At 71.5% G+C, this 26,965-nt stretch carries 26 protein-coding genes and 1 pseudogene; 11 read left to right on the top strand and 16 right to left on the bottom strand.

What is annotated here, in order from left to right:
* The first annotated feature begins 34 nt into the window (after positions 1-34).
* The 3 genes from J4557_RS37415 (at position 35) to J4557_RS37405 (ending at position 2,364) form a co-directional block, all read left to right on the top strand.
* The gene (locus J4557_RS37415) at positions 35-583 is read left to right on the top strand and encodes a TetR/AcrR family transcriptional regulator (protein WP_208271534.1); all 549 of its coding nucleotides are present in this window, start codon (positions 35-37) and stop codon (positions 581-583) included.
* A 59-nt stretch (positions 584-642) separates the two neighbouring features.
* Positions 643-1,191 (top strand): YciI family protein, encoded by a 549-nt coding sequence (locus J4557_RS37410; RefSeq protein ID WP_208271533.1) that lies wholly within the window; start codon positions 643-645, stop codon positions 1,189-1,191.
* A gap of 66 nt (positions 1,192-1,257) precedes the next feature.
* Positions 1,258-2,364 carry a PP2C family protein-serine/threonine phosphatase gene (locus J4557_RS37405; RefSeq protein ID WP_208271532.1) on the top strand — a complete coding sequence of 369 codons (1,107 nt, stop codon included), beginning with the start codon at positions 1,258-1,260 and terminating at the stop codon, positions 2,362-2,364.
* 66 nt (positions 2,365-2,430) lie between these two features.
* On the opposite strand, the gene J4557_RS37400 is transcribed toward J4557_RS37405, so the two are convergent.
* Positions 2,431-2,652 (bottom strand): hypothetical protein, encoded by a 222-nt coding sequence (locus J4557_RS37400; RefSeq protein ID WP_208271531.1) that lies wholly within the window; start codon positions 2,650-2,652, stop codon positions 2,431-2,433.
* A 379-nt stretch (positions 2,653-3,031) separates the two neighbouring features.
* On the opposite strand from J4557_RS37400, the gene J4557_RS37395 reads away from it, so the two are divergent.
* The 7 genes from J4557_RS37395 to J4557_RS37365 all read left to right on the top strand — a co-directional run bounded on the left by J4557_RS37395 (position 3,032) and on the right by J4557_RS37365 (position 8,131).
* Positions 3,032-3,406, top strand: a complete 375-nt coding sequence (locus tag J4557_RS37395; protein WP_208271530.1) for a hypothetical protein — start codon at positions 3,032-3,034, stop codon at positions 3,404-3,406.
* Between the two features lie 461 nt (positions 3,407-3,867).
* A complete protein-coding gene (locus J4557_RS37390) occupies positions 3,868-4,089 on the top strand; it encodes a hypothetical protein (RefSeq protein ID WP_208271529.1) in 222 nt (73 codons plus the stop codon).
* Positions 4,086-5,705, top strand: a complete 1,620-nt coding sequence (locus J4557_RS37385; protein ID WP_208271528.1) for a prenyltransferase/squalene oxidase repeat-containing protein — start codon at positions 4,086-4,088, stop codon at positions 5,703-5,705. Before J4557_RS37390 ends, J4557_RS37385 begins: the two co-directional genes overlap by 4 nt.
* 726 nt (positions 5,706-6,431) lie before the next feature.
* On the top strand, positions 6,432-6,677 hold the full coding sequence (locus J4557_RS37380; RefSeq protein ID WP_208271527.1) for a hypothetical protein: 246 nt from the start codon (positions 6,432-6,434) through the stop codon (positions 6,675-6,677).
* On the top strand, positions 6,674-7,099 hold the full coding sequence (locus J4557_RS37375; RefSeq protein ID WP_208271526.1) for a roadblock/LC7 domain-containing protein: 426 nt from the start codon (positions 6,674-6,676) through the stop codon (positions 7,097-7,099). Before J4557_RS37380 ends, J4557_RS37375 begins: the two co-directional genes overlap by 4 nt.
* Positions 7,096-7,524 carry a DUF742 domain-containing protein gene (locus tag J4557_RS37370; protein ID WP_208271525.1) on the top strand — a complete coding sequence of 143 codons (429 nt, stop codon included), beginning with the start codon at positions 7,096-7,098 and terminating at the stop codon, positions 7,522-7,524. Before J4557_RS37375 ends, J4557_RS37370 begins: the two co-directional genes overlap by 4 nt.
* Positions 7,505-8,131 carry a GTP-binding protein gene (locus J4557_RS37365; RefSeq protein ID WP_208271524.1) on the top strand — a complete coding sequence of 209 codons (627 nt, stop codon included), beginning with the start codon at positions 7,505-7,507 and terminating at the stop codon, positions 8,129-8,131. Before J4557_RS37370 ends, J4557_RS37365 begins: the two co-directional genes overlap by 20 nt.
* On the opposite strand, the gene J4557_RS37360 is transcribed toward J4557_RS37365, so the two are convergent.
* On the bottom strand, positions 8,064-9,044 hold the full coding sequence (locus J4557_RS37360; protein ID WP_307800423.1) for a LysR family transcriptional regulator: 981 nt from the start codon (positions 9,042-9,044) through the stop codon (positions 8,064-8,066). The genes J4557_RS37365 and J4557_RS37360 overlap by 68 nt on opposite strands.
* Positions 9,045-9,138: 94 nt before the next feature.
* Between J4557_RS37360 and J4557_RS37355 the strand changes: the two genes are divergently transcribed.
* Positions 9,139-10,377 (top strand): MFS transporter, encoded by a 1,239-nt coding sequence (locus J4557_RS37355; RefSeq protein WP_208271523.1) that lies wholly within the window; start codon positions 9,139-9,141, stop codon positions 10,375-10,377.
* Between the two features lie 3 nt (positions 10,378-10,380).
* Here J4557_RS37355 and J4557_RS37350 read toward each other — a convergent pair whose 3' ends face one another.
* From J4557_RS37350 to J4557_RS37285, 14 genes and pseudogenes are all read right to left on the bottom strand, one after another.
* Entirely contained in the window at positions 10,381-11,421 is a 1,041-nt protein-coding gene (locus J4557_RS37350) for a polyprenyl synthetase family protein (protein WP_372442573.1), read from the bottom strand.
* A 10-nt stretch (positions 11,422-11,431) separates the two neighbouring features.
* A complete protein-coding gene (gene nuoN / locus J4557_RS37345; protein WP_208271522.1) occupies positions 11,432-13,042 on the bottom strand; it encodes an NADH-quinone oxidoreductase subunit NuoN in 1,611 nt (536 codons plus the stop codon).
* On the bottom strand, positions 13,039-14,628 hold the full coding sequence (locus J4557_RS37340) for an NADH-quinone oxidoreductase subunit M (protein WP_208271521.1): 1,590 nt from the start codon (positions 14,626-14,628) through the stop codon (positions 13,039-13,041). Before J4557_RS37340 ends, nuoN begins: the two co-directional genes overlap by 4 nt.
* Positions 14,625-16,541 (bottom strand): NADH-quinone oxidoreductase subunit L, encoded by a 1,917-nt coding sequence (gene nuoL, locus J4557_RS37335; protein ID WP_208271520.1) that lies wholly within the window; start codon positions 16,539-16,541, stop codon positions 14,625-14,627. The genes J4557_RS37340 and nuoL overlap by 4 nt, the downstream gene beginning before the upstream one ends.
* Before the next feature lie 10 nt (positions 16,542-16,551).
* Complete coding sequence (gene nuoK, locus J4557_RS37330) at positions 16,552-16,851, bottom strand: NADH-quinone oxidoreductase subunit NuoK (RefSeq protein ID WP_151543260.1); 300 nt, start codon at positions 16,849-16,851, stop codon at positions 16,552-16,554.
* Positions 16,848-17,801: an NADH-quinone oxidoreductase subunit J gene (locus J4557_RS37325; protein WP_372442572.1), complete on the bottom strand. Its 954-nt coding sequence runs from the start codon at positions 17,799-17,801 to the stop codon at positions 16,848-16,850. Before J4557_RS37325 ends, nuoK begins: the two co-directional genes overlap by 4 nt.
* Entirely contained in the window at positions 17,798-18,409 is a 612-nt protein-coding gene (nuoI, locus tag J4557_RS37320; protein ID WP_208271519.1) for an NADH-quinone oxidoreductase subunit NuoI, read from the bottom strand. Before nuoI ends, J4557_RS37325 begins: the two co-directional genes overlap by 4 nt.
* Positions 18,396-19,745: an NADH-quinone oxidoreductase subunit NuoH gene (gene nuoH, locus J4557_RS37315; RefSeq protein WP_208271518.1), complete on the bottom strand. Its 1,350-nt coding sequence runs from the start codon at positions 19,743-19,745 to the stop codon at positions 18,396-18,398. The genes nuoI and nuoH overlap by 14 nt, the downstream gene beginning before the upstream one ends.
* Positions 19,742-22,207: an NADH-quinone oxidoreductase subunit G gene (locus J4557_RS37310; protein ID WP_208271517.1), complete on the bottom strand. Its 2,466-nt coding sequence runs from the start codon at positions 22,205-22,207 to the stop codon at positions 19,742-19,744. The genes nuoH and J4557_RS37310 overlap by 4 nt, the downstream gene beginning before the upstream one ends.
* On the bottom strand, positions 22,204-23,502 hold the full coding sequence (gene nuoF / locus J4557_RS37305; protein ID WP_208271516.1) for an NADH-quinone oxidoreductase subunit NuoF: 1,299 nt from the start codon (positions 23,500-23,502) through the stop codon (positions 22,204-22,206). Before nuoF ends, J4557_RS37310 begins: the two co-directional genes overlap by 4 nt.
* Before the next feature lie 170 nt (positions 23,503-23,672).
* Positions 23,673-24,329 (bottom strand): annotated as a pseudogene (nuoE, locus tag J4557_RS37300) (NADH-quinone oxidoreductase subunit NuoE); the annotation flags it as partial.
* The gene (locus J4557_RS37295) at positions 24,326-25,672 is read right to left on the bottom strand and encodes an NADH-quinone oxidoreductase subunit D (RefSeq protein ID WP_243776957.1); all 1,347 of its coding nucleotides are present in this window, start codon (positions 25,670-25,672) and stop codon (positions 24,326-24,328) included. The gene J4557_RS37295 and the pseudogene nuoE, both read right to left, overlap by 4 nt.
* Positions 25,669-26,415: an NADH-quinone oxidoreductase subunit C gene (locus J4557_RS37290; RefSeq protein WP_208271514.1), complete on the bottom strand. Its 747-nt coding sequence runs from the start codon at positions 26,413-26,415 to the stop codon at positions 25,669-25,671. The genes J4557_RS37295 and J4557_RS37290 overlap by 4 nt, the downstream gene beginning before the upstream one ends.
* Positions 26,416-26,964, bottom strand: a complete 549-nt coding sequence (locus J4557_RS37285; protein WP_208271513.1) for a NuoB/complex I 20 kDa subunit family protein — start codon at positions 26,962-26,964, stop codon at positions 26,416-26,418. It lies immediately after the preceding gene.
* Position 26,965 lies beyond the last annotated feature (1 nt).

The following is a 26,965-nucleotide window of genomic DNA, read 5'->3' as shown; positions in this document are numbered from 1 at the left end:
TACACTGACCAGGGAGATCACGGTGAGGAGGGCCATGCCCAGGGCGGACGCGCAACGCAACCGCGCCCTCATCCTCACGACGGCCAAGAAGCTCTTCGCCGAGCGCGGGCCGGGGGCGCCCCTCGACGACATCGCCCGTCACGCGGGCGTGGGCAACGCCACCCTGTACCGGCATTTCCCCACGCGCCGCGACCTGCTCGTCGCCGTTTACGCGGACGAGGTCACCGACCTCACCGCGAAGGGCGAGGACCTGCTGCGACACGACCCGCCCGCCGACGCCCTCTTCACGTGGCTGAAGGCGTTCATCGCCCACGTCGCCGACAAGGGTGACCTGGCCCGTGCCATTCCGGAGGACGGACGCTCTCCCCTCTTCGACGAATGGCACTCCGCCATGCACGAGACCGTCGCACCGCTACTGGCGAGGGCGCAGGAGGCCGGTACCGTCCGTCCCGACCTCGACGGTCCGGACCTCCTGGCGCTGGCCGGCGGCATAGCCGCCGCAGGATCCGGCCCGGCGCGAACCGACCGCCTCCTCCGCCTCGTACGGGAAGGCATCACGACCCCCGCGCACAACCCCGGCTGACCGGACCGGGGCCGCAGGTGACGGCGCATGCCCTGCCAGTGTGGTGAAGACTGTCCGGCATGGAGTTCTTCTGTTACCACCGCGATAGGCGCGGCTCTATGCAGCTGCGCCACGAACTCGTGGAAGAGCACTGGTCCTACATGGACCGGTACGCGGCCGAGATGATCGCCCGCGGTCCTACCTTCGCCGACGACGGCGAAACGCTCACCGGCAGCGTGCACATCGTCGACCTGCCCGACTCCGCCACGGCCCGCGCGTTCGCCTTCGACGAGCCCGGCTACCAGGCCGGCGCCTACCGCGACGTGATGCTGCGCCGCTGGCACAACACGCTCGGACGCACGATGTGGGAGTTCACCGGCGACCGGACCGAGGGCGGCCATTACCTGGTGCTCGGCCTCGGCGCGGGCCACACCGCCGACCGCGACCTTCCGCCCGACCGGCACGCGCTGATCGCCTACGGCCCCCTGCTGTCCGACGACGGCGGCACCTGGCTGGGAACGGCGGCGCTTCTCCAGGCACCGGATCCTGAGACGGCCCGCACCGTCCTGACCCCGGACCTCTACGCCGACATCGAAGTCCACGCCTGGACCTTCGGCGGCCGAAGGTAACCACGCGCCCCACAGCCACGGCCTGGTCAGGAACATGGACCACTGGGCCAAGGGCATGGGAAGGCCATGGAGGGGCGACACCCGTGGTCGGGCCGCGTCCAGCGGCCGCTGCTGACGTACACGACCGTGGCGATCGCACTCGCGTTCATGCTGGCGATCACCGTGACGGACCTCGTCCTCGGGACCACCGTCCATCTCGGCCCCTTCCTGGTCATCGCGCCCGCGCTCGTCGCCTCCACGGCGACGGCCCGGGTGACCGCCGTCGTCGCCGCACTGGCGGTGACGGACCAGGTGATCATCGCGATCTTGCACGGTGGGCTGCGCACGACCAACCACATGGCGCAGATCACCGCGCTGACCCTGCTCTCCCTGCTGATCGTCTTCCTGCGCCTGGTCCGGGAGCGCCGCGAGCGGGCGCTCGGCCGGGCACGGTCGGTGGCAGCGACGGCGCAGCGCGCCCTCCTGCGACCGCTGCCCCAGCGGATCGGACCACTGCGCGTGGCCTGGATGTACCTGACGGCCGAGGACGAAAGCCAGATCGGCGGCGACCTGTTCGCGATCACACGGGCGGCCGGATCCGCCAGCCGCGTGCTGATCGGCGACGTCCGGGGCAAGGGTCTGAACGCCATCGCCGAAGCGTCGGTGGTCCTCGGCGCCTTCCGGGAGGGCGCACGCCGCTACGCCCTGCCCGAGCTCACGGCCGCCCTCCAGGACAGCGTCGACCGTGACCTCGAAGAGGTCGCCGACACCGAGCACGACCTCGGCGAGCACTTCATCACCGCGCTCGTCCTCGACATCGCCGACGACCACCCGGAGGTCGAGATGATCAGCTGCGGCCATCCACCTCCGCTGCTCCTGCACGACCACCGGGTCACGACCCTGCAGCCGGACGCCCCCGCACCGCCGCTCGGCGTGCCCAACCCCGCCCCGGTCACCATCGACCGCTTCGCCTTCACGCCCGGCGACATGCTCGTCCTCTACACCGACGGCGTCATCGAAGCGCGCTCACCAGCCGGAGACTTCTACCCGCTCGCCAAACGCGTCACGACCTTCCCCGCCACCGACCCCGACACCCTGCTCGGCCACATCCACCGCGACCTCGTCGCGAACACCAACGACCACCTCGCCGACGACGCCGCTCTCCTCGTCCTCGAACGCGCCCACCCCACCTAGCGCGGAGTCTCCCCCGCACAGCATGGGAGCCCTGGCCGACGGCAGGCTCGGAGCATTCCAGCCTCCTTAGCCATCCGCATCGACTTCGTACCGAGCGAACACGGACAGCAGGAACTCGATGGATTCCCGCGTCCGGTCATCGGCGATGTCGACGACTTCGACGGAGACTTCGTCACCCTCGAGATCACGCGCCAGGCGGATCTCCGCCCGGCGGACGCCGACCAGTGGGTAGGCGTACCAACCGTCCGCCTGCTCATTGTCAGTGCTCGGCAGGGCTGTGGACCCCATCCGCAGAGGCTACGCCGACGAGGGATGCCCGAGTAGTGAGGAGGCCGTGGTCGGCGGTGGTGAGGACGGGCTGGTAGGCGTCACAGGAGGCTTCGGCGGCCTTGGGCTGGAGGTCGGTCCGCAGAGCTGTTTCCGCTGTACTGGCCGCCGCTGGAGCTGGCAGGGTCCTGGGTCCTCGCGCAGCGGATCAGGTGGTCGCTGGTGGCGGCGGCGTGGACGGCCAGCTATGGGCGGCCGACCTGGCTGACCTGGGACGGGTGCTTGGTGGGCGGCGGGCGCGGCGGGCGGAACCGGATGCCGTGCCGGAAACGACGCATTGAAGGCGCTCGGCCGAGCCAGTAAAGTGCCGGACGTCACACGCCGCCTCCGAGGAGTCCTGTTGCGTTTGCTGAGCGTCACTGTGCTGGGAACCGCACTTGTCACGGCGGGTCTGCTGGTACCGGCGACAGGCGAGGCGACGACGTCCGAGCAGGACGGACTCACGGTACGGCCCGGCGTGACCCGCGCCGGGGAGAAGGTCGCCCTGTCGGTCCCCAGGTGCGGACCGGGGCGGCACTGGGCGTCGTCGGACGTGTTCGACGGGCGGGCCCGGCTGGACGGTCAGGACGGGACCGCGGTGCTCAAGGCCGACGCCAGGCCGGGGACCTACAAGGTGCGGGTGCGCTGCGGGTCCCATTCGGCGTCCGGGAAGGTGCGCGTGGCGGGGCGGCTCGCCTGGCCGACGCTGCTTCCGGGCGACCGCGACGGCCGGTAGCCGCAGAAGGCCCGCATTCCACCTCCGCGCCCTTAAGCGATCAGAAGGTCGTTCCCCGCGTCCCGGGCATTTGTCAGGGGCTCCCTGACCGTACTTGCGCTTCGCTTGCAAAGTGACCCACATCACCGTCAAATGGTTAGATTTCCTCCCTTCTCCTACCTTGTTTGTGTCAAATGATCATGTGATACTTCAGCAGAACCGTGCACTGTGCACATGAAACTCATAGGCACGCAAAACAGACTCTCGGCCCGAACGGGCCCGAGCTCCGGACCCACCAGCTGATCGATACGCGCCCAAGCCTCACGAGGGGACCGTCGAGCATGCCCGTCGGCGTCGGCTCTGCCAGAGAAGCGAGAACCGTTCCCTTTCACCGAAGCCTGCCGGGACTCCTCCGCGACCCGCTCGGCGCCATCGAGGAGATGGGCCGCGAGCTGGGCCGCGCCGGCGCCGAGTAGGCGTCCATGGGAATTCCCGAGATCGCGACGGGCGCGCTGCGATCGGGCGGCGGCGTCACGCCTGCCTCCGACGAGAACACCGCCGACGAGGACGACGGCGACTCCACTCTCGCCGGACTACTCGCCCCGCTCCGCGCGGACCGCCCGCGGGAGACCACCTGCCTGAAACGCCAGATCGGCTTCAGCACCGGCTTCTACGGACGTACCGACCACTGGGGCGACCTGTGAGCGTTCAAGACGAGAATCCGGCGGGCCCGTGCTCGGCACCGGGCATCCCCGTCGCCGACCTGGCGGAGCGCGCGCACAGCGTGGTCGCCGGCCTGCTGAACGCCCCCTGGGGGCGGGTGTCGCCGTCGGTGTACGAGACCGGCCGGCTGGTCGCCCTCGCGCCGTGGCTGACCGGGCACGGCGAACGGCTCGGCTACCTCCTCGCGGCGCAGCGCCCGGACGGCGGCTGGGGAGCGTCCGGCGCCTACGCGCTCGTCCCCACGCTGAGCGCGACGGACGCCGTCCTGACCGCCATGAGCGATGACTCCGCCCGGACGGACGGCGCCCGGGCGGACGGTGCCGCGCTGGCGCGCAGTGCCGCCCGCGGGCTCGACGCGCTGACCGCCCTGCTGGACGGCCTCAGCACGCGGGCCGTCCCCGACATGCCCGCGGTGGAGCTCATCTCGGCGCACCTGGCCGAGCGGATCAACGACCGCCTGGCGGCATCCGGGAACCTCCCGCACCCGGAGCTCGGACTGCGGCATTCCCGCACCCGGTTGCGCGTCCCCGAGGGCTGGGACGCCGGGCTCGGGCCGATCCGGTCGCTGCTGAGAGCCGGACGCCCGGTGCCCGCCAAGCTCGTCCACGCCCTGGAGATCGCGGGAGCCGCCGCGCACCGGACGGCCTCCGCCCGGCCCGGGCCGCGAACCGGCGGCATCGGCGCGTCTCCGGCCGCCACCGCCGCCTGGCTGGGCGGCGGCGCCCCGCCGCCACCGGCGGACCCGGCGCGCCGGTTCCTGGAGGCCGCCGTCGCGCAGCACCGGGGGCCGGTGCCCTGCGGCGTTCCCATCACCGTGTTCGAACGAGCCTGGGTCCTGAGCGGGCTCCTGCGCGCCGGCGTCCCCGTGTCCGTGCCACCGGAGCTGACCGCGTCGCTGGGCGCCGCGATAGGGACGTCCGGCACTCCCGCCGGTGAAGGGCTTCCCGCGGACGCCGACACGACCTCCGTGACCCTGTACGCGCTCGCGCTCCTCGGCTCGCCGTACGAACCCGAAAGCCTCCTGCAGTACGAATTGAACGACCGTTTCTGCACGTGGGAAGGCGAACAGGGAGCTTCCGTCACCACCAATGCCCACGTGCTCGACGCTTTTGGCGAATTCCTGAAACACCGCCCGGGCGCCCGGGCCCGCTACGCGCCGTCCATGGTGAAGGCCGCGCGCTGGCTGCAGGGCCGGCAGCACCCGGACGGAAGCTGGACCGACAGATGGCATGTCTCCCCCTACTACGCGACGGCCTGCGCCGCTCTCGCACTGCGGCACTTCGGTGGCATCGCCGCCTCCGGCAACGTCCGCCGCGCCGAGCAATGGGTCATCGGCAGCCAGCGCGCCGACGGTTCGTGGGGATGGTGGAACGGCACCGCGGAGGAGACGGCGCACGCGATGCTCGTCCTTCTCTCGGCCCCGGAACGGAGCCCGCTCTCCCACCACGCCCGCGCCGCGGTCGCCCGCGGAAGGGACTGGCTGCTCGGCGTCCCCGACTGGACGGACGGCCCGGCGCTGTGGCACGACAAGGACCTCTACCTGCCCGGCGCGATCGTCGAGGCGACCGTCCTGAGCGCGCTTCACCTGGCACGATAGGGCGGCGGCGGGAAACGCAAGTCCGCACGCGCAAGGAGCCGGTGAATTTTGCCACAGTGATCTGTCCGACTGCGCTCCTCGAATAGTGGATATTGACGCCTTCCCGCAATCTCCCGTTGCTAAGGTGCTGCGGTGTGCGACGGTACTCACCCCACGCCGCTTCGCACGCTCGGACACGAACCCGCCGGGCCCTTCCATCTCCTCGGGATTGCGGGTCTCGCTCATATGCCGTTGGGACAGGTCGTCAATGCGCTTCCGCAATTCACGTCCGCGGACGGAGATCACAGCTCCGCTGTCGTCACCGGCCGCGCTCCGGACGGTCGCCGCGCGGGTGACGCTGCGCGACGGTTCGGGCTCCCGCGGACGAGCCCCCTGGACGAGAAGCCCAGCCGGCCGACGGTGCCCCTGGTGATGACCCTGCAGGAGGAATCCCGGGCCTCCGTCATCCGCATTGCGCGCCCCGGGCGGCCACAGCGCCGAGCGCTGGGCACCGTGCCCCGGCCCGCGCCCGCGCCGGTCGACGCATCGGACCCGGCAGGCGCGCCGGTCCCGCCGTCCGGGGGCGCCCCCGGCGGCGACTCCCCAGAACACGGCCTGCCCCGACGGCAGGACGAGCCCCCCGCGGGCGAGGCGAGCTCCCACGACGGCGCCCCGTCCCTCTCATCCGGCCCCACCGGTGCCGGCGGCGGGCATCCCGAACCGACCCAGCCGGAGGACCTGCCGCCCGTGCCCGAGATCTCCACCACACCGTCCGGCCTGCCGGTCCGCGTGCCGCAGGCGAACCTCGCCGAACCGCTGCGCACGGACGAGCCTCAGGTCGCCGACGAGCGCGACGAGCCGGACGACCCGGGCCGCTCGCCCGAGGAGATCAAACGGATGATGGGCTCCTACCAGCGCGGCACCCGGCAGGGGCGGTCGGCCGCGGCCGAGGCCCTCGGCAATCAAGCAGCGGAAGGCGAGGAAGGTCAGTGACGCAGAAGACCGGTTCTTCATCCGATCTGGGTTTTTTGCTGGACGACCTGGTCCACCGGTTGCCCCACGCGCGCAACGCGGTGGTGCTGTCGGCCGACGGCCTCCTGATGGCCTCCTCGGCGGGCACGAGCCAGGACGACGGCGAGCACCTGTCCGCCGTGGCGGCGGGGATCCAGAGCCTCGCCAAGGGCGCGGGCACCCGGTTCGGCGGCGGCCCCGTCCGGCAGACGATCGTCGAGATGCAGTCGGCGTTCCTGCTGGTGTCGGTCGCCGGCAAGGGCGCCTGCCTGGCGGTGCTGGCCGATGAGGAGGCCGACGTGGGCCTCATCGCCTACGAGATGGCGATGCTCGTCACGAGCATGGGCCACCATCTCACGTCGCCGTCGCGATCGGAGGCGGCGGAGGAGGGCCGGCCCGCATGATGCCGCCGGAGGAGCCGGGACAGGAGCCCTGGCCGCAGGAACCCCCGCTGCACGCCCCCGGCCTTGAGCGGATCTACGACGAGAGCGCCGGCCCGATGGTGCGCCCGTACGTGATGACGAGCGGCCGCATCGAGCCCGTGCACGGCAAGTTCGACCTCATCACCCTGGTGGTGGCGGCCGGGCCGGAGCCGGAGGGCCCGATCGGCCTCGGCCCCGAGCACCTGGCGATCATCCGGCTCTGCCAGCAGGTGATGTCGGTCGCCGAGCTGACGGGCCACCTCGACCTTCCGGTGGCGACCGTGCGGGTGCTGCTCGGCGACCTGCTCGGCAAGGGGCTCGTCACGATGCAGGAGCCCGAACCGGAGGCGGACATGCACGACATCAGGCTCTACAAGGCGGTGATCGATGGTCTCCGGGCTCTCTGACACCGGGGGCGGGCGGCAGGACGCGCGCGCCCGCCGGATGCCCACCGCGGTCAAAATCGTGATCGCGGGCGGTTTCGGGGTCGGCAAGACGACGATGGTCGGCACGGTCTCCGAGACGCGGCCGCTGCGCACCGAGGAGATCCTCACCGACGAGAGCGTCGGCATCGACGACGTCTCCGGGGTGGAGCGCAAGAAGACCACCACGGTCGCGATGGACTTCGGCCGCCTCACCTTCCGCGACGACTACGTCCTGTACCTGTTCGGCACCCCAGGGCAGGAGCGGTTCTGGTTCATGTGGGACGAGGTGTCGCTCGGCGCGCTCGGCGCCGTCGTCCTCGCCGACACCCGCCGGCTGTCGGACTGCTTCCCGTCCGTCGACTACTTCGAGCGCCGCGGCACCCCGTTCGTCGTCGCGGTCAACTGCTTCGAGGGCGCCCGGCAGTACGACCTCGCGGAGATCAAGCTGGCGCTGAACCTGGGCCCGAAGGTCCCGGTCATGCTCTGCGACGCCCGCCGTCTCGACTCCTGCAAGCAGGTGCTCATCGACCTGGTCCTGCACGCGATGAAGTACCGGGGCCTTCCCGCGCTGGAGTCGCAGGGGGTCTAGCGCCGGAGTCGCGGGGCGCGCGGCCCCGGACGCCCTCGGCGACCGCCTGGGCGAAGGCGCGGACGCGCGCGGTGGCGCGGTCGCGGTGCCGGACGAGGGTGAGCGCCGAGTCGGGCAGGCCGGTGAGCGTGACGAAGACGACGTCGCCGCGCGCGTGGCGGCGGGCGGTAGGGACGCACAGCGGCATCGCGCCGCGTCCCGCGGCGACCAGCGCCAGTGCCTCCTGGATCGTGCCGGCGGCCGGCCCGGACGGGATCGCGCGGCCGCCGGGCGTCGTCGCCGGGGACTGCGCCTCGCGCCAGTACCGCGGGGCCGGTCCGGCGATCCGGATCAGCGGGTGCCCGGCCAGGTCCTCGGCGGGGACCGACGGGCGGTCCGCGAGCGGATGGCGGGCCGGGACGGCGAGGCTCAGCGGCGCCTCGGAGAAGGCGGGGCCGCTGACGAGGCCGGGCTCGAGCACGGGTGCCAGCACGATCGCGGCGTCCACGTCCCCGGACCGCACCTGCCCGAACGGGTCGGCGAGCGGTACCTCGACGGTCCGCACCTCGCAGCCGGGATGGTCGCGCTCGAACGCGCGGACGAGGCCGGCCAGCTCCTCGTCCAGCGACCCGACGAAGCCGATCCGCAGTACGCCGTCGACGCCGCGGGCCCGGGCGCGGGCCGCTTCGACGGCGTCGAGGAGGGCCGTGTAGGCGGGCGCCAGCTCGTCCCGGAGGCTCGCGCCGAGCGGGGTCAGCCGGACGCGGCGGCTGGTGCGCTCCACGAGCCGGGCCCCGATCCGCGACTCCAGGGAGCGCAGCAGCTGGCTGACGCGGCTCTGCGAGAGGTAGAGGCGTTCCGCCGTCCGGCCGAAGTGCAGTTCCTCGCCGAGGACGAGGAAGCACTCCAGCTCCCGGGCCTCCAGTTCCGGCACGTCGCCCCTCCGCCGCTGATCGATGAGCCTCGCTCATAGAAGGATGCGATCTTCGCCGTTGTTCCCGGTGCTCCGCCGGACCAGGGTCGACGGCATGACGGTTCCTCCCGACTCCCCGCCGCGGGGCGGCTGGCCGGCGGTGCTCGCGGTCGCCGCGGCGACGTTCCTCGTCGTCACCAGCGAGATGCTGCCGGTGGGGCTGCTCACCTCGATCGGCCCGGATCTCGGTGCGTCCGCGGGCACGGCCGGGCTGGCGATGACCGTGCCCGGCCTGGTCGCCGCGCTCTGCGCGCCCGCGCTGTCCGCGGCCACCGCCCGGCTGGACCGCCGCGCCGTGCTGGCCGCGCTGGCGGGCCTGCTGGCGGTGGCCGACCTCGGTTCGGCCGCCGCGCCCGGGCTGCCGGCGCTGCTGGCGTCGCGGGTCCTGGTCGGCGTCGCGATCGGCGGGGTGTGGGCGATCGCGGGCGGGCTGGCGGCGCGGCTGGTGCCGGAACGCTCCGCCGGGGCCGCGACCTCGGTGGTCTTCGGCGGGATCTCGGTGGCGTCGGTGGTGGGGGTCCCCGCCGGCACGCTGGTCGGCGACCTCGCGGGCTGGCGGGCCGCGTTCGCCGTTGCAGGCGTGCTCTCCCTCGCTGCCTGCGCGGCGCTCGCCGTGCTGCTGCCGGCGCTGCCCGGAACCGGCCCGGCGGGCCTGCGGAACGTGCCGCGGGTGCTGCGCGCGCCTCGCGCGCGAGCCGGGCTCGTGGTGACGTTGCTGCTGGTCACCGGCCATTTCGCGGCGTACACCTACGTGCGTCCGGTGCTGGAGCGGGTGTCCGGCGTGGACCCGGACCTGGTCAGCACCCTCCTGCTGGTGTACGGCGTCGCGGGCGTCGCCGGGAACTTCGCCGCGGGGACGGCCGCCGCGCGCGGCCCGCGCCGCACCCTCCTCGCCATCGCCGCCGTGCTCGCGCCGGCCGTGCTGCTGTTCCCCGTCGCCGGACGGGCCCCGCTCCCGGCGGTCGTGCTGCTGGTGCTGTGGGGCGCCGCCTACGGCGGCGTGTCCGTCACCCTGCAGACCTGGCTGCTGCGGGCCGCGCCGCCGCACGCCGCCGAGCCGGCGTCGGCGCTGTTCGTCGCCGCGTTCAACATCGCCATCTCGCTCGGGGCGCTGGCGGGCGGGCGCGTGGCCGACACCGCCGGGGAGCCGGGTGCCCTGTGGCTCGGCGGGGCGCTGGGCGGCCTCGCCCTGGCCGCCGCCGCGGTGCTCGGCCGCCGGAAGGAACGGGACGACCGGCCGGCCCCGGCGCCGGTCCCGGCCCGCCCCGAGGGCGTGCCGGGCCGGCGGTCCTAGCCGTCAGCCGGTGCGGGAGACCACGTAGTCGCAGAGACCGGTGAACGCGTCGCGGGCGGGGATGGCGGGGAGGGTGAGGAGCTCCGCGCGGGCGTCCTCCGCGTACTGGCGCAGGTCGGCGCGGGCGAGGTCCATGGCGGGGTGGGCGCGCAGGAGGGCGAGGGCCTCGGCGTGCAGCTCGTCGCCGGACAGGTCCTGGACGAGCAGCTCGCGCAGCCGGGCGTCGTCGGGGCCGGAGCCGACGCCGGCGAGGACGTGGTGCATCGGGAGGGTGCGGATGCCTTCGCGGAGGTCGGTGCCGGGGGTCTTGCCGGACTCCTCGGTCTCGGACTCGATGTCGAGGATGTCGTCCGACAGCTGGAACGCGATGCCGATCTTCTCGCAGGCGGAGGTGATGGTGTCGACGACGCGGGCGGGGGCTCCCGACAGCAGCGCGCCGAACTGGCCGGACACCACGATGAGGGAGGCGGTCTTGTCGGCGACGACCTGCAGGTAGTGCTTGAGGGGGTCGGCGTCCTCCGCGGGCCCGACGGTCTCCTGGATCTGGCCGCGCACCAGCCGGGCGAACGCGCGGGCCTGGATCCGGACGGCCTCCGGGCCGAGGTCGGCGAGCAGGTCCGACGCGCGGGCGAACAGGTAGTCGCCGGTGAGGATCGCGACGGTGTTCGTCCAGCGGGAGTTCGCGGACGCCTGGCCGCGCCGGACGGTCGCCTCGTCCATCACGTCGTCGTGGTAGAGGGTGCCGAGATGGGTCAGCTCCACGACGACGGCGGCGGGCACCACACCGGGCGCGGCGGGGTCGCCGAAGTGGGAGGCGAGCAGCACCAGCATCGGCCGGAACCGCTTGCCTCCCGCCTCGACGAGGTGCTTGGAGGCCTGGGTGAGCAGCGGGTCCTCGCCCCGCACGGATTCCAGCAGCAGTTCCTCGACTGCGGCCAGGCGCTCCCTGGCATCGGCCGCGAGGGCCGAGTCGACGGGAAGCCCGAACGGGCCGGACTCCTGTCGAGCCGGCCCGCCGGACTTCTCAGCGATTGGGTCGCTCACCCAAGACTCCCTACCGGACGAACATGTGGGTCGTTGCGTGGCCCGCGAGGTCCAGAACGGGCTGCGGGATCACGCCGAGTACCACAGTAGCCGTCGCGCCGAGCGCCACCGCAGCCGCGGTCGCCGGCCCGGCGACGACGACGGGGCCGTCCGCCTCCGGCTCGCTGAAGAACATCACGACGATCACCTTCACGTAGAAGAAGGCGGCCACCGCGGAGGAGATGACGCCGACCACGACCAGCGGGGTCGCGCCGCCCTCGACGGCGGCCTTGAACACCGCGAACTTGCCGGTGAACCCGCTGGTCAGCGGGATGCCGGCGAAGGCGAGCAGGAAGAAGGCGAACACCCCGGCGACGACCGGGGAGCGCTTGCCGAGCCCCGCCCAGCGCGACAGGTGCCCGGCCTCGCCGCCGGCGTCGCGCACCATCGTGACGACCGCGAAGGCGCCGATGGAGGTGAAGCCGTAGGCGACGAGGTAGAACATCGTGCTGGACAGGCCGTCGCGCGAGGTGGCGACGACGCCCATGAGCAGGAAGCCCGCGTGCGCGATGGACGAGTACGCCAGCATCCGCTTGATGTCGGACTGCGTGATCGCGATGATCGCGCCGACCACCATCGTGAGAATCGCCACGCCCCACATGTAGGGCCGCCAGTCCCACTTCATGGTCTCGAACCCGACGTAGTACACGCGGAGGATCCCGCCGAACGCGGCGACGACCGTGCACGACGCCATCAGCGCGGTGATCGGGGTCGGGGCGCCCTGGTAGACGTCCGGCTTCCACATGTGGAACGGGACGCCGCCGAGCTTGAACAGCAGCCCGACCGACAGCAGCGCGACGCCCGCCAGCAGCAGGGTCTCGCTGCCGGCGTCCTTGCTGATCTGCGCGGAGATGTCCGACAGCCGGACCGAGCCGGTGTAGCCGTACAGCAGCGCCGTCCCGTACAGGAAGAACGCCGAGGAGAACGCGCCGAGCAGGAAGTACTTGACGGCCGCCTCCTGGGAGAGCAGCCGCCGCCGGCGGGCGAGGCCGCACAGCAGGTACAGCGGCAGCGACATGACCTCCAGCGCCACGAACATGGTGAGCAGGTCGTTGGCGGCGGGGAACATCATCATGCCGCCGACCGCGAACAGCATCAGCGGGAACACCTCGGTCTGGGTGATCCCGGCGGCGGTGCTGCGCTGCTCCGCCTCGCTGCCCGGCAGCGCGGACGCCTGCGCGGCGAAGTGGCCGCCGACGGCGCCGCCGCGGCCGTTCCCGCGCTCGGCGATGAGCAGCAGGCTGACCAGGGCGAGGATGAGGATGGTGCCCTGGATGAACAGGGTGGGGCCGTCCACGCCGAGGGCGCCCTGCGCGGCGACGTGGTGCGGGTCGTCGCGCCAGCCGAGCAGGACCGTCCACACGAACGCGCCGGCGAGGCCGAGGAACGCCACCGGCACCTGCGCCGCGTACCGCCAGGTGCGGCCGACGAACGCCTCCACGAGGACGCCCACGACGGCGACGAAGAGGACGAGCAGCAGCGGACCGATCTGCCCGTACTCGATGTGCGGCGCCGGGATGTCACCCCCCTGGGCGAGCACCCCGCTGGGGAGCACCGCGCTCACGTGACTGGCAGGGCTCATGGACGGGCTCCGTTCTCGGCGACGTTACCGGTGAGCGTCGGCGCCGGGTCGTGCCGGTCGACACGGGCGAGCGTCTCCTTCACCGACGGGTTGATCACATGCAGCACCGGCTGCGGGAAGAAGCCCATCGCCACGATGATCGCGATGATCGGGGCGACGGCCCACTTCTCGCGGGCCGTGAGGTCCTTCATGCCCTCGACGGCCGGGGCCTTCGGGCCGCCCATCGTCCGCTGGTACATCCAGAGGACGTAGATGGCGGCGAGGACGACGCCGGTCACGGCGAAGCACGCGGCCACCTTGTAGCGGCTGAACGTGCCGACCAGCACCAGGAACTCCGACACGAACGGCGACAGGCCGGGCAGCGAGAGCCCGGACAGGCCGGCGACGAGGAACGTCCCGGCGAGCACCGGTGCCGCCTTCTGCACCCCGCCGAAGTCGGTGATCTTCGCCGACCGGCGCCGGACGATCATGAAGCCGACGAGCAGGAACAGCGCGCCGGTGGAGAAGCCGTGGTTCACCATGTACAGCGCGGCGCCGGACTGGCCCTGCGAGGTCATCGCGAAGATGCCGAGCACGATGAACCCGAAGTGCGACACCGACGTGTAGGCGATGAGCCGCTTCAGGTCGACCTGCCCGATCGCGAGGATCGCGCCGTAGATGATGCTGATCACCGCGAACACGAGCACGGCGGGCGTGGCCCACTTGGACGCGCCGGGGAACAGCTCCAGGCAGAACCGCAGCATCCCGTAGGTGCCGACCTTGTCGAGGACGCCGACGATCAGGACGAGCGCGCCGGGCGGCGACTGCTGCGCCGCGGTCGGCAGCCAGGTGTGCACCGGCACCATCGGCGCCTTGATCGCGAACGCGACGAAGAAGCCGAGGAACAGCCACTTGGCGGTGGTCGGGTCGACCTGCAGCCGGGTCAGCTCCTGGAACATGAAGGTGCCGTGGCCGACGCCGCCCTCGCTGACCGGCTTGTTCGACAGCGGGTACAGCCAGATGACGGAGACGAGCATCAGCAGCCCGCCGAACAGCGAGTACAGCAGGAACTTCACCGCGGCGTAGGAGCGCTCGCGGGCGGCGCCGCCGCCGTAGTGCCCGATGATGAAGTACACCGGGATGAGCATCGCCTCGAAGAAGACGTAGAACAGGAACACGTCGGTCGCCGCGAAGACGCCGATCATCGCGGCCTCGAGGGACAGCAGCAGCGCGAAGTAGGTCTTCACGGACCGCTTCGCCGGGACGTCCACCCCGCCGGACCGCTCGTCGTCCGTCCAGGACGCCAGCATGACCAGCGGCACGAGGATGACCGACAGCAGGATCAGCACCAGCGCGACGCCGTCGACGCCGAGCGCCCAGTGGATCCCGAACTCCTTGATCCACCAGTACTTCTCGGTGAACTGGAACCGGTCGCCGCCCGCGTCGAAGCCGGACGCCATGACCAGGGCGAGGACGCCGACGAGGGCGGAGACGCCGAACGAGAACCACTTGACGAGCGGCTCGTTGTCGCGCGGCAGCACGCTGACGGCGACGGCGCCCAGCAGCGGCAGCGCGATGAGGACGCTCAGCCAGGGAAAGTCACTCATGACACGTTCACCACCAGGAGGGCGGCCACCACAAGGGCTGCGCCGAAGAACATTGAGAGTGCGTAGGAACGGGCGAAGCCGGTCTGGATGCGCCGGAACCGGCCGGACGTGCCGCCGATGAGGGCGGCGAGCCCGTTGACGGCGCCGTCGACGCCGCGCCCGTCGAACCAGACCGCGAGCCGGGTCAGCCACTGGCCGGGCCGCATCAGCAGCGACTCGTTGATGGCATCGCCGTACAGGTCCTTGCGGGCCGCGACGGTGACGAACGAGCCGGCGGGCGCCTCGCGCGGCACGGGACGGCGCCCGTACTGCATCCACGCGATCGCGAAACCGGCGACCATCAGGACGAGGACCACGATGCCCGGCAGCGTGACCCACTTGAACGATTCGGCGTGCGCCGGCTTGCCGGTGACGGGCTCCAGGAAGTCGGAGAACCCGCCGAGGACCAGCCATCCGCCGGCGAAGACCGAGCCGACCGCGAGGAGCATCAGCGGGATGGTCATCACCTTGGGCGACTCGTGCGGGTGCACGCCCTCCTCCCAGCGCTTCTCGCCGAAGAAGGTCATGATCATCACGCGCGACATGTAGTACGCGGTGATGCCCGCGCCGACCACCGCGCAGACGCCGAGGATCGCGCCGGACGTGCCGCCCTTGTCGAACGCGGCCTCGATGATGGCGTCCTTGGTGAACCAGCCGGACAGGAACGGGAACCCGATGATGGCGAGGAACCCGAGCCCGAACGTCACGTACGTCGCCATCATGACGCCGCGCAGCGCGCCGTAGTGGCGCATGTTCACGTCGTCGTTGGTGCCGTGCATGACCGAGCCGGCGCCGAGGAACAGGCCCGCCTTGAAGAAGCCGTGCGCGATGAGGTGCGCGATGGCGAACACGTACCCGGGCCGGCCGAGGCCGGCGGCGAGCGTCATGTAGCCGATCTGCGACATCGTCGACCCGGCGAGGGCCTTCTTGATGTCGTCCTTGCCGCAACCGATGATCGCACCGGCGAGCAGCGTGGCCGCGCCGACGATCGTCACCACCAGCTGCGCGGTGTCGGACATCTCGAAGATCGGCCCGGACCGGACGATCAGGTAGACGCCCGCGGTCACCATCGTCGCCGCGTGGATGAGCGCCGACACCGGGGTCGGGCCCTCCATCGCGTCGAGGAGCCAGGACTGCAGCGGGAGCTGCGCCGACTTGCCGCACGCGCCGAGCAGGAGCAGCAGCCCGATCGCGGTCGCGGTGCCGGAGCTCAGCTTCGTGGCGAGCCCGGCGTGCTCGGCGCCCGCGCCGAGGATCGGCCCGAAGTCGACCGTGCCGAACGTGGAGAACATCAGCGCGATCGCGATGATCAGCCCCATGTCGCCGACGCGGTTGACGACGAACGCCTTCTTCGCCGCGGTCGCCGCGGTCGGCTTGTGCTGCCAGAACCCGATCAGCAGGTACGAGGCGAGGCCCACGCCCTCCCAGCCGAGGAACAGCACGAGGAAGTTGCCGCCGAGCACCAGCAGCAGCATCGCCGCGACGAACAGGTTCAGGTAGGCGAAGAACCGGCGCCGGTCGGGGTCCTCGGCCATGTAGCCGACGGAGTAGACGTGGATGAGCGAGCCCACCCCGGTGATCAGCAGCACGAAGCTGATGGACAGCGGGTCCACCAGCAGGTCCATGCCGATCTTGAATCCGCCGACGCTGATGAAGTCCCACAGGTGCACGGTGCGGCGCCGCGCGGCGTCGTCGTACCCGAGCATCTGGACGAGCATCGCGACGCCGATGGCGAACGACGCCACCGGCGTCGCCACGCCGAGCAGGTGCCCCCACTTGTCGGTGCGCCGCCCTCCGAGCAGGAGGATCGCGGCGCCCGCGAGGGGCAGCGCGATGAGAAGCCAGGACGCGGCCTGGATGCCTTCCGCTTTCATCCCCGACCTCTCAGTACTTCAGCAGGTTCGCGTCGTCCACCGACGAGGACCTGCGGGTCCGGAAGATGGTCATGATGATCGCCAGGCCGACCACGACCTCCGCCGCCGCCACCACCATCACGAAGAACGCGATGATCTGGCCGTCGAGGGTGCCGTGCATGCGGGAGAACGTCACGAACGCGAGGTTCGTGGCGTTCAGCATCAGCTCGACGCACATGAACACCACGATCGCGTTGCGGCGCACGAGGACGCCGAGGGCTCCGATGGTGAACAGGATCGCCGAGAGCGCCAGGTAGTGCCCCGGACTCATTGACCAGCCTCGCCTTCACGCTCGTTGGCCGAGCCGCCGCCGGACCCGCCGGCGGCCGGTGTCCCGGCCCTGACGACGCGCGACTCGGCGTCCGCGTCCTTCGCCTCTTCGGTGGCCGCCTTGACCGCGGCGACGTCCTCGTCCACCGCGCCCTGCTCGGTTCCGCCGTACAGGTCCGCGTGCCGTTCGGAGGTGTCGGTCTGCGCCGCGATGACGGGGTTGATCGACAGCTCCGACGGCGTCCCGTCCGGGAGCAGCGCCGGCATGTCGACGGCGTTGTGCCGCGCGTAGGTGCCGGGGCCGGGCAGCGGGCCCGGGTGCGCGCCGGACGCGAACCGCTGCTTCGACAGGTCCTTCTGCGTCGGCTTCGGCTCGGTCCGCTCGCGGTGCGCCAGCACCATCGCGCCCAGCGCGGCGGTGATCAGCAGCGCGCTGGTCGCCTCGAACGCGAACACGTACTTGGTGAACAGGAGCCGCGCGAGGCCGAGGACGTTGCCGTCGGCGTTGGCGGCCTTCAGCCCGGCGGAGTCGCCGAGCGCGGCGTTGCCGAGCCCGGTGCCGAGCAGCACGATGAACCCGATCGCGACGATGATCGCCCAGAACCGCTGGCCCTTGATCGTCTCCACCAGCGAGTCGGTGGAGGTGACGCCGACGAGCATCAGCACGAACAGGAACAGCATCAGCACGGCGCCGGTGTAGACGATCACCTGGACGAACGCCAGGAACGGCGCGTTCTGGATCGCGTACATCGCGGCGAGGCAGAGCATCACGGTCGCCAGCAGCAGCGCCGAGTGCACCGCCTTGCGGACCAGGATCATGCCGAGCGCGGCGCAGACCGACACGACGGCGAGCAGCCAGAAGAAGAACGGCTCCCCCGACTGCTTGTCGGCGACGTGCCCGGCCAGCACGTGCGCGGCGGCCAGGTGGTCGGCGGAGAGCGCGGCGCTCACTTGCCCTCACCGCCCTTGGCCGCCTTCTCCCGCTTCACCGCGTTGTCGGCGCTCGCCCGTCCGCCGCCCTCGGCGGGAACGGTCGGCGCGGCGTCCTCCGGCTGGAGGCCGAGGCGGTAGTAGTCCTCCTCGGTGTCGCCGAGCCGCATCTCGTGCGGCGGCGCCTCCATGCCCTCGCGCAGCGGGGCGAGCAGCATGTCCTTGGTGTAGATCAGGCTCTCGCGGCTGTCGTCGGCGAGCTCGTACTCGTTCGTCATCGTGAGCGCCCGCGTCGGGCACGCCTCGATGCACAGGCCGCAGAGGATGCACCGCAGATAGTTGATCTGGTAGGTGCGGCCGTACCGCTCGCCGGGCGAGTACCGCTCGTCCTCGGTGTTGTCGGCGCCCTCGACGAAGATGGCGTCGGCGGGGCACGCCCAGGCGCACAGCTCGCAGCCGATGCACTTCTCCAGTCCGTCCGGCCACCGGTTGAGCTGGTGCCGCCCGTGGAAGCGCGGGGCGGTCGGCTTCTTCACCTCGGGGTACTGAACGGTCTCGCTCTTCGTGAACATCTGGTGGAACGAGACCCCGAACCCCTTGACCGGATTCAGGAAATCAGTGAGTCCCACTGGTGACCTCCTCAGAGGCGGATTCGATCGTGGCCGGGCGGGCCGGCTCGTCGCGGGCCCGGCCGTGGTAGTGGGGGGCGTCCATCGGCGGCACCGGGAACCCGCCGGCGAACGGGTCGCCCTGCGGCGAGCCGGGCGCCGGCCGCTCCGCACCGGGGACGATCTCGCCGCCGTCGCCGCCGCGGACCATCTCCCAGACCACCGTGACCACCAGCACCACGGCGATGACCCCGGCGGTGATCCACAGGATCTGCTGGATGTCGTAGCCGTCGTTCTTGAACGCCTTGATGGTCGACACCAGCAGGATCCAGGCCAGCGAGACCGGCATCAGGATCTTCCAGCCGAGCTTCATCAGCTGGTCGTAGCGCACCCGCGGGAGCGAGCCGCGCAGCCAGATGAAGAAGAAGATGAACAGCCACAGCTTGACCAGGAACCACAGCACCGGCCACCAGCCGGAGTTGGCCCCCGACCAGACGGTGGAGATCGGCGCGGGCGCCCGCCACCCGCCGAGGAACAGCGTGGTGGCGAGGGCCGACAGCGTCGCCAGGTTGATGTACTCGGCGAGGAAGAACATCGCGAACTTCAGCGACGAGTACTCGGTGTGGAAGCCGCCGACCAGCTCGCCCTCGCCCTCGGGGAGGTCGAACGGGATGCGGTTCGACTCGCCCATCATCGTGATCACGTAGACCACGAACGACGGCGCGAGCAGCACCGCGAACCAGATGTGGTCCTGCTTGGCGACGATCTCCGAGGTGGACATCGACCCGGCGAACATGAACACCGCGACGAACGACAGCCCCATCGCGATCTCGTAGGAGATCATCTGCGCGGACGAGCGGAGCCCGCCGAGCAGCGAGTACGGCGACATCGACGACCAGCCCGCCAGCACGATCCCGTAGATGCCCATCGACGACATCGCCAGCACCAGCAGCACCGCGACCGGCAGGTCGGTGCCCTGCAGCGCGGTGTGGTGCCCGAAGACCGACACCGTCGGGCCGAACGGGATGATGACGAACGAGATGAACGCCGGCACCGCCGACATCACCGGCGCGAGGACGAACACGACCTTGTCGACCTGGCGGGGGACGATGTCCTCCTTCAGCGCCAGCTTCACGCCGTCGGCGAGGCCCTGCAGCAGGCCCTGGGGCCCGGCGCGGTTCGGGCCGACGCGCAGCTGCATCCGCCCGATGACCCGCCGCTCCACCCACATCGACAGCAGGACGGTCAGCACCAGGAAGACGAAGATGACCAGCACCTTGCCGCCGATCAGCCACCACGGGTCCTTGCCGAACGTGGCGAGCGTGGGATCGGCGGCGGGCGCCGCAAGCGGACTCATCGGGTACCTCCCGCGTTCTCGGTCGGGCGGGCGAGCACGCCGCTCGCGATCCTGACGACGCCGCCCGCCGCCGCGCCCAGGTCCCGGTGGAGCGCGCAGCCCGCCGAGTTCGTCGGCAGCCACACCACCCGGTCGGGCAGGTCGGCGGTGATCTCCAGCGGGAGCGTCACCTCACCGCGCGGCCCCGACACCGTGACGGCGTCGGTCGCGCCGATCTCCGCCGCGGTCGCCGGCGACAGCCGGGCCACCGCCGCCTTCGCGGTGCCCGCGAGGAACGGCTCGCCGTCCTGCAGCCGGCCCCGGTCGAGCAGCAGCCGCCAGGTCCCGAGCAGCGCCTCGCCCTGCTCGGGGTGCGGCGGCAGCGCCGGCGCGACGTCCGGCGGCTCCGGCCGCTCGCCGCGGTGGGCGCCGAGCTGCGCCAGCTCCCGCCGCGCCGCCTCCGGGCCGGGAAGCCCGAGGTGGACGTCCATCTCGTCGGCCAGCGACTGCAGCACCCGCAGGTCCGACATCTTCCCGGCGGACTTCAGCACGATGTCGAACGGGCGGCCGCGGCCCTCCCAGTCGACGAACGTGCCGGCCTTCTCGGCGACGGCCGCGACGGGCAGCACCACGTCGGCGCGGTCGGTGACCGCGCTCGGCCGCTGCTCCAGGCTCACCACGAACGGGGTGGCGTCGAGCGCCCGCAGCGCCGCGTCCGGGTCGGGCAGGTCGTAGGGGTCGACGCCGCCGACCAGCAGCGCGCCGAGCCGTCCGGCCGCGGCCGCCGCGACGATCCCGGCGGTGTCCTCGCCGGGCCCGGCGGGCAGGTCCGCGACGCCCCAGGCGCGGGCGACCTCCGCGCGCGCCTCCGGGTCGGCGACGGGGCGGCCGATCGGCAGCAGCCCGGGCAGCGCCCCGGCCTCGATCGCGCCGCGCTCCCCGGCCCGGCGCGGCACCCACGCCAGCCGGGCCCCGGTCACCTGCGCCAGCCGGACCGCCGAGGTCAGCGCGCCGGGGCTGGTGGCGAGCCGCTCGCCCAGCATGATGACGGCGCCGGGCGTCTCCAGCAGGGCGCGGACGCCGGCGCGGGACGGGTCGCCGATCAGCGAGCCGAGCGTCTCCGCCTCCGAGCCGGGCGCCGTCGCCAGCAGCGTCCCCCCGACCTTCCGCAGGCCGCGCGTCGCGAACGGCGCGATCCCGAACACCTTCAGCTTGTTCTTGCGGGACGCCTTGCGGAGCCGCAGGAACACGATCGGGGACTCCTCCTCCGGCTCGAAGCCGGCGAGGACGACCACGGGCGCCTTCTCCAGGTCGGCGTAGGACACCTCGATCGGGCGGCCCGCGACGGAGGAGGCGAGGAACCGCGTCTCCTCGTCCGACAGCGGCCGGGCGCGGAAGTCCACGTCGTTGGTGCCGAGCGCGATCCGCGCGAACTTGGCGTACGCGTAGGCGTCCTCAAGGGTGACCCGGCCGCCGGTCAGGACGCCCGCGGAGCCGCGCGCCGCCGACAGCCCGCGGGCCGCGACGGTCAGCGCCTCCGGCCACGACGCCGCCTCCAGCTCGCCGTCCGCGTTCCGGATCAGCGGGTGCGTGAGCCGCTCGGGGCGCGTCCCGTAGGTGAACGCCCAGCGGCCCTTGTCGCAGTTCCACTCCTCGTTGACCTGCGGGTCGTCCCCGGCCAGCCGGCGGGTGATCTTCCCGCGCCGGTGGTCGGTGCGCAGCGCGCAGCCGGACGCGCAGTGCTCGCAGACGCTCGGCTGCGACACCAGGTCGAACGGCCGGGACCGGAACCGGTACGCGGCGCCGGTCAGCGCCCCGACCGGGCAGATCTGCACCGTGTTGCCGGAGAAGTAGGACTGGAACGGCTGGCCGTCGGCCGCGCCGACCTGCTCCTTCGCGCCGCGGTCGAACAGGTCGATGAACGCGTCGCCGGCGATCTGGTCGGAGAACCGGGTGCAGCGGGCGCACTGGATGCAGCGCTCCCGGTCCAGCAGCACCTGGCTGGACAGCGGGATCGGCTTGGGGAACGTCCGCTTGGTCTCGACGAACCGGGACTCGCCGCGCCCGTTGGACATCGCCTGGTTCTGCAGCGGGCACTCGCCGCCCTTGTCGCAGATCGGGCAGTCCAGCGGGTGGTTGATCAGCAGCAGCTCCATCACGCCGTGCTGCGCCTTGTCGGCCACCGGCGAGGTGAGCTGGGTCTTGACGACCATCCCGGGCATCACCGTGGTGGTGCAGGACGCCTGCGGCTTCGGCATGCCGCGCCCGTTGCCGGCGTCGGGGATCTCCACCAGGCACTGCCGGCAGGCCCCGACCGGGTCCAGCAGCGGATGGTCGCAGAACCGCGGGATCTGGATGCCGAGCAGCTCGGCGGCCCGGATGATCAGCGTGCCCTTCGGCACCTCGATCTCGAAGCCGTCGATGGTGCAGGAGACCATCTCGACCGGCTTCTCCACCGCCGACTTGTCGTCGGTGACGGTCACTTCGCACCTCCCCAGAGGGTGGACTTGGCCGGGTCGAACGGGCAGCCGCCCTGCTCGAAGTGCTGGAGGTACTCGTCCCGGAACAGCTTGATCGACGAGACCACCGGGCTCGTCGCGCCGTCGCCGAGGGCGCAGAACGCGCGGCCGAGGATGTTGTCGGACAGGTCGAGGAGCGTCTCGAGGTCCTCTTCCTCGCCCTGGCCCGCCTCCAGCCGCTTGAGCATCAGCTTGTACCAGTAGGTGCCCTCGCGGCACGGCGTGCACTTGCCGCACGACTCGTGCGCGTAGAACTCCGACCATCGCAGCACGGCGCGGACGACGCAGGTCGTCTCGTCGAAGATCTGCAGGGCGCGGGTGCCGAGCATCGACCCGGCGGCGCCGACGGACTCGAAGTCCAGCGGCACGTCCAGGTGCTCCTCGGTGAAGATCGGCGTGGACGACCCGCCGGGCGTCCAGAACTTCAGCCGGTGCCCCGCGCGGATCCCGCCCGCCATGTCGAGCAGCTCCCGCAGCGTGATGCCGAGCGGCGCCTCGTACTGCCCGGGCCGGGTGACGTGCCCGGACAGCGAGAAGATCCCGTAGCCCGCGGACTTCTCGGTGCCCATCGAGGTGAACCAGTCGGCACCGTTCTCCACGATCGAGGGAACGGATGAGATCGACTCGACGTTGTTGATGACGGTGGGGCCGCCGTACAGGCCCGAGACCGCCGGGAAGGGGGGCTTGAGCCTGGGCTGACCGCGGAATCCCTCCAGGGAGTCCAGCAGCGCCGTCTCCTCGCCGCAGATGTAGGCGCCGGCGCCGGTGTGCACGACCACGTCCAGGTCGTAGCCGGAGCCGAGGATGTTCGTGCCGATGTACCCGGCCTCGCGCGCCTCGGCGACCGCCTGCTGCAGCCGGCGGATCACGTGCAGCACCTCGCCGCGCACGTAGATGAACGCCTGGCTCGACTTGATGGCGTATGAGCTGATGATGACGCCCTCCACGAGGACGTGCGGGTTCGCCATCATCAGCGGGATGTCCTTGCAGGTCCCCGGCTCGGACTCGTCGGCGTTGACGACGAGGTAGCGCGGGTTCGGGCTCTCGGCGGGCAGGAACCCCCACTTCATGCCGGTGGGGAACCCGGCGCCGCCGCGGCCGCGCAGGCCGGAGTCCTTGACCATCTGGACGATGTCGTCCGGGGCCGTCCCGAGCGCCTTGCGCAGCGCCCGGTAGCCGCCCTCGCGCTCGTAGCCCGCGAGGGTGAACGAGTCGGCCTGGTCCCAGTTCTTCGTGAGGATCGGGGTGAGCGTGGTCACTGGTTCCGCCCCTCCTGGCTGCCCGGCTTCACGTCGCCGCCGATCGGCTCGCCCGGCTCGTTGGGCGGCGGATCGGTGATCTCCCGCGCCTGGACCGGCTCCTCCGGGGCCTCCCTGCCGGTGTCGGCTGTATCACTCTGGGGGGACGACCCCCCAGACCCCCCGGCAACGGCGCTTTGAGGGGCCTCCCACCCGCGCTGCTTCGCCAGCTCCAGGCCGCGCAGCGACTCGGGCCCGGCCTGCACGCCCTCGTGGGCGCGGCCGTCGGGGAACCCGGCGAGGACCCGGGAGGCGTCCTTCCAGGTGCACAGCTTGTTCGGGCCGCGCGAAGGAAGCACTTCCTTACCCGAGCGCAGGTCGTCGACCAGCCGCTTGGCCTTCTCGGGAGTCATGTTGTCGAAGAACTCCCAGTTGACCATCATCACCGGCGCGAAGTCGCAGGCCGCGTTGCACTCGATCCGCTCCAGGCTGACCTTGCCGTCAGGGGTGGCCTCGTCGTGGCCGACGCCGGTGTGCTCGGTCAGCTCGTTCCAGATCTGGTCGCCGCCCATCACCGCGCACAGCGTGTTGATGCACACGCCGACGTGGTACTCGCCGACCGGCTCGTGCTTGTACTGCGTGTAGAACGTCGACACGCCCGTCACCTGGGCCGGCGTGATGCCGAGCTGCTCGGCGCAGAACTCGATGCCGTCCTGCGAGACGTGCCCCTCCTCCGACTGCACCAGGTGCAGCAGCGGGAGCAGCGCCGACCGCGGCTTCGGATACCGGCCGATGATCTGCTTGGCGTCGCGCTCCAGGCGCTCGCGCACCTCTGGTGAGAACGTCATCGGTCCACTCCCCCCATGACCGGGTCGATGCTGGCGACGGCAGCGATCACGTCGGCGACCATGCCGCCTTCGGCCATCGCGGGCGTGGCCTGCAGGTTGACGAAGGACGGCTCGCGGAAGTGCACGCGGTACGGGCGGGTGCCGCCGTCGCTGACCACGTGCGCGCCGAGCTCGCCGCGCGGCGACTCGATGTGCGAGTACGCCTGCCCCGCCGGCACCCGGAAGCCCTCCGTCACCAGCTTGAAGTGGTGGATCAGCGCCTCCATCGAGGTGCCCATGATGTGCGCGATGTGCCGGGGCGAGTTGCCCATCCCGTCCGCGCCGATCGCGAGCTGCGCCGGCCAGCCGATCTTCTTGTCCTCGATCATCACCGGGCCCTTGACCCGCTGGAGCCGCTCGACGCACTGCTCGACGATCTTCAGCGACTCCTCCATCTCCTGCATCCGCACGAGATAGCGGCCGTACACGTCGCAGGTGTCCTGCGTCGCGACCTCGAAGTCGTAGGTCTCGTAGCCGCAGTAGGGCTGCGACTTGCGCAGGTCCCACGGCAGGCCGGTCGCGCGAAGCATGGGGCCGGTGACGCCCAGCGACATGCACCCGGTAAGGTCCAGATACGCGATGTCCCTGGTCCGGGCCAGGTAGACGGGGTTGGCGTCCATCAGCTTCCGCAGCGCCTGGATCCGCTTGGGCATCCGGTCGAGATAGTCGCGGATCTTGCTGAGCGCGCCGCTCGGCAGGTCCTGGGCAACGCCGCCCGGACGGACGTACGCCATGTTCATCCGCAGACCCGTGATCTCCTCGAAGAGGTCAAGGGTGTACTCGCGCTCGATGAAGCCGTTCAGCATGACGGTCGTCGCGCCGAGCTCGAGGCCGAACGTGGCGATGGCGACCAGATGCGAGGAGATCCGGTTCAGCTCCATCATCATCACGCGGATGATCTGGGCCCGTTCCGGCACCTGGTCGGTGACGTCCAGCAGCTTCTCCACGCCCAGGCAGTACGCCGTCTCGTTGAAGATCGGCGCGAGGTAGTCCATGCGCGTGCAGAACGTGGTGCCCTGCGTCCAGGTGCGGAACTCCATGTTCTTCTCGATGCCGGTGTGCAGGTACCCGATGCCCACCCGGCAGTCGTCGACGGTCTCGCCGTCGAGCGTGAGGATCAGCCGCAGGACGCCGTGCGTGGACGGGTGCTGCGGGCCCATGTTGACCACGAGGCGCTCGTCCCCGAGGTCCTCGGCGCCCGCGACGACCTGGTCCCAGTCCTGGCCGTTGACGTCGAACACGCGGCCCTCGGCCGCCTCCTCGGCGGCGTAGGCGTCGTACTCGGTGTACTTCGTGGAGCTCATACGTACGACCGCCTTTCGTCCGGCGGGGGGATCTCCGCGCCTCGGTACTCGACGGGGATGCCGCCGAGCGGGTAGTCCTTGCGCTGCGGATGGCCGACCCAGTCGTCGGGCATCTCGATGCGCGTCAGCGCCGGGTGGCCGTCGAAGACGATCCCGAAGAAGTCGTAGGTCTCGCGCTCGTGCCAGTCGCACGTCGGGTACACCGGCACCAGCGACGGGACGTGGGGGTCGGCGTCCGGGCAGGTGACCTCGAGCCGCGCCCGCCGGTTGTGGGTGATCGACAGCAGGTGCACGACCGAGTGCAGCTCGGCGCCCTCGTCCTTCGGGTAGTGCACGCCGGACACGCCGGAGCACAGCTCGAAGCGCAGCGACGCCTCGTCCCGCATGGTGCGCGCGACGTCGAGGAGCCGCTCGCGCTTGACGAAGAACGTCAGCTCGCCGCGGTGCACCACGACGCGCTCGATGGCGTCGCCGAAGTCGGGGAGCGCGCGCTCCAGCTCGTCGGCGATCTCGTCGAACTCGCCGGGCTCGGCGGCGCCGCCCGGCCCGCCGTAGGGGCGCGGCGCGGTGACCTTCGGGCTCTGCCGGATGACCAGCCGCCCGTATCCGGAGGTGTCGCCGGTCGTCTTGGCGCCGAACATGCCCGTGCGGGCGATCGGCTGCTCGCGGCGCTCCTCCTCGGCCTGCGCGGGCAGCTGGTCGGCGCCCTGCTCGGCCCTCTGCTCAGGGTTCTCGGAAGACATCTAAACCGTTCCTTGTCCCAGCAGCGGCAGCTGGCGGCGCTTGGCCTCTTCCAGCTCGACGATCTGCTTCTTGCGCTGCGGGCCGAGCTTGGTGTTCTGGATCTTGTCGTGCAGCTTCAGGATCGCGTCCAGCAGCATCTCCGGCCGCGGCGGGCAGCCGGGCAGGTAGATGTCCACCGGGACGATGTGGTCGACGCCCTGCACGATCGCGTAGTTGTTGAACATGCCGCCGGACGAGGCGCACACGCCCATCGCGATGACCCACTTGGGCTCGGTCATCTGGTCGTAGATCTGCCGCAGCACCGGGGCCATCTTCTGGCTCACCCGGCCCGCGACGATCATCAGGTCGGCCTGCCGCGGCGTCGCGGAGGCGCGCTCCATCCCCCAGCGGGAGAAGTCGTGCCTCGGGTCGCCGGCGGCCATCATCTCGATCGCGCAGCACGCCAGGCCGAACGTCGCCGGCCACACCGAACTCTTGCGCGCCCAGCCCGCGACCTGCTCGACCGTCGTCAGCAGGAACCCGCTCGGGAGTTTCTCCTCAAGACCCATG

Origin of the sequence: Actinomadura nitritigenes, from assembly GCF_017573545.1 — a bacterium.
Classification (GTDB): domain Bacteria; phylum Actinomycetota; class Actinomycetes; order Streptosporangiales; family Streptosporangiaceae; genus Spirillospora; species Spirillospora nitritigenes.
Note: the sequence above shows the minus strand (reverse complement) of the source record. Positions and strands in the feature narration are given on the sequence as shown.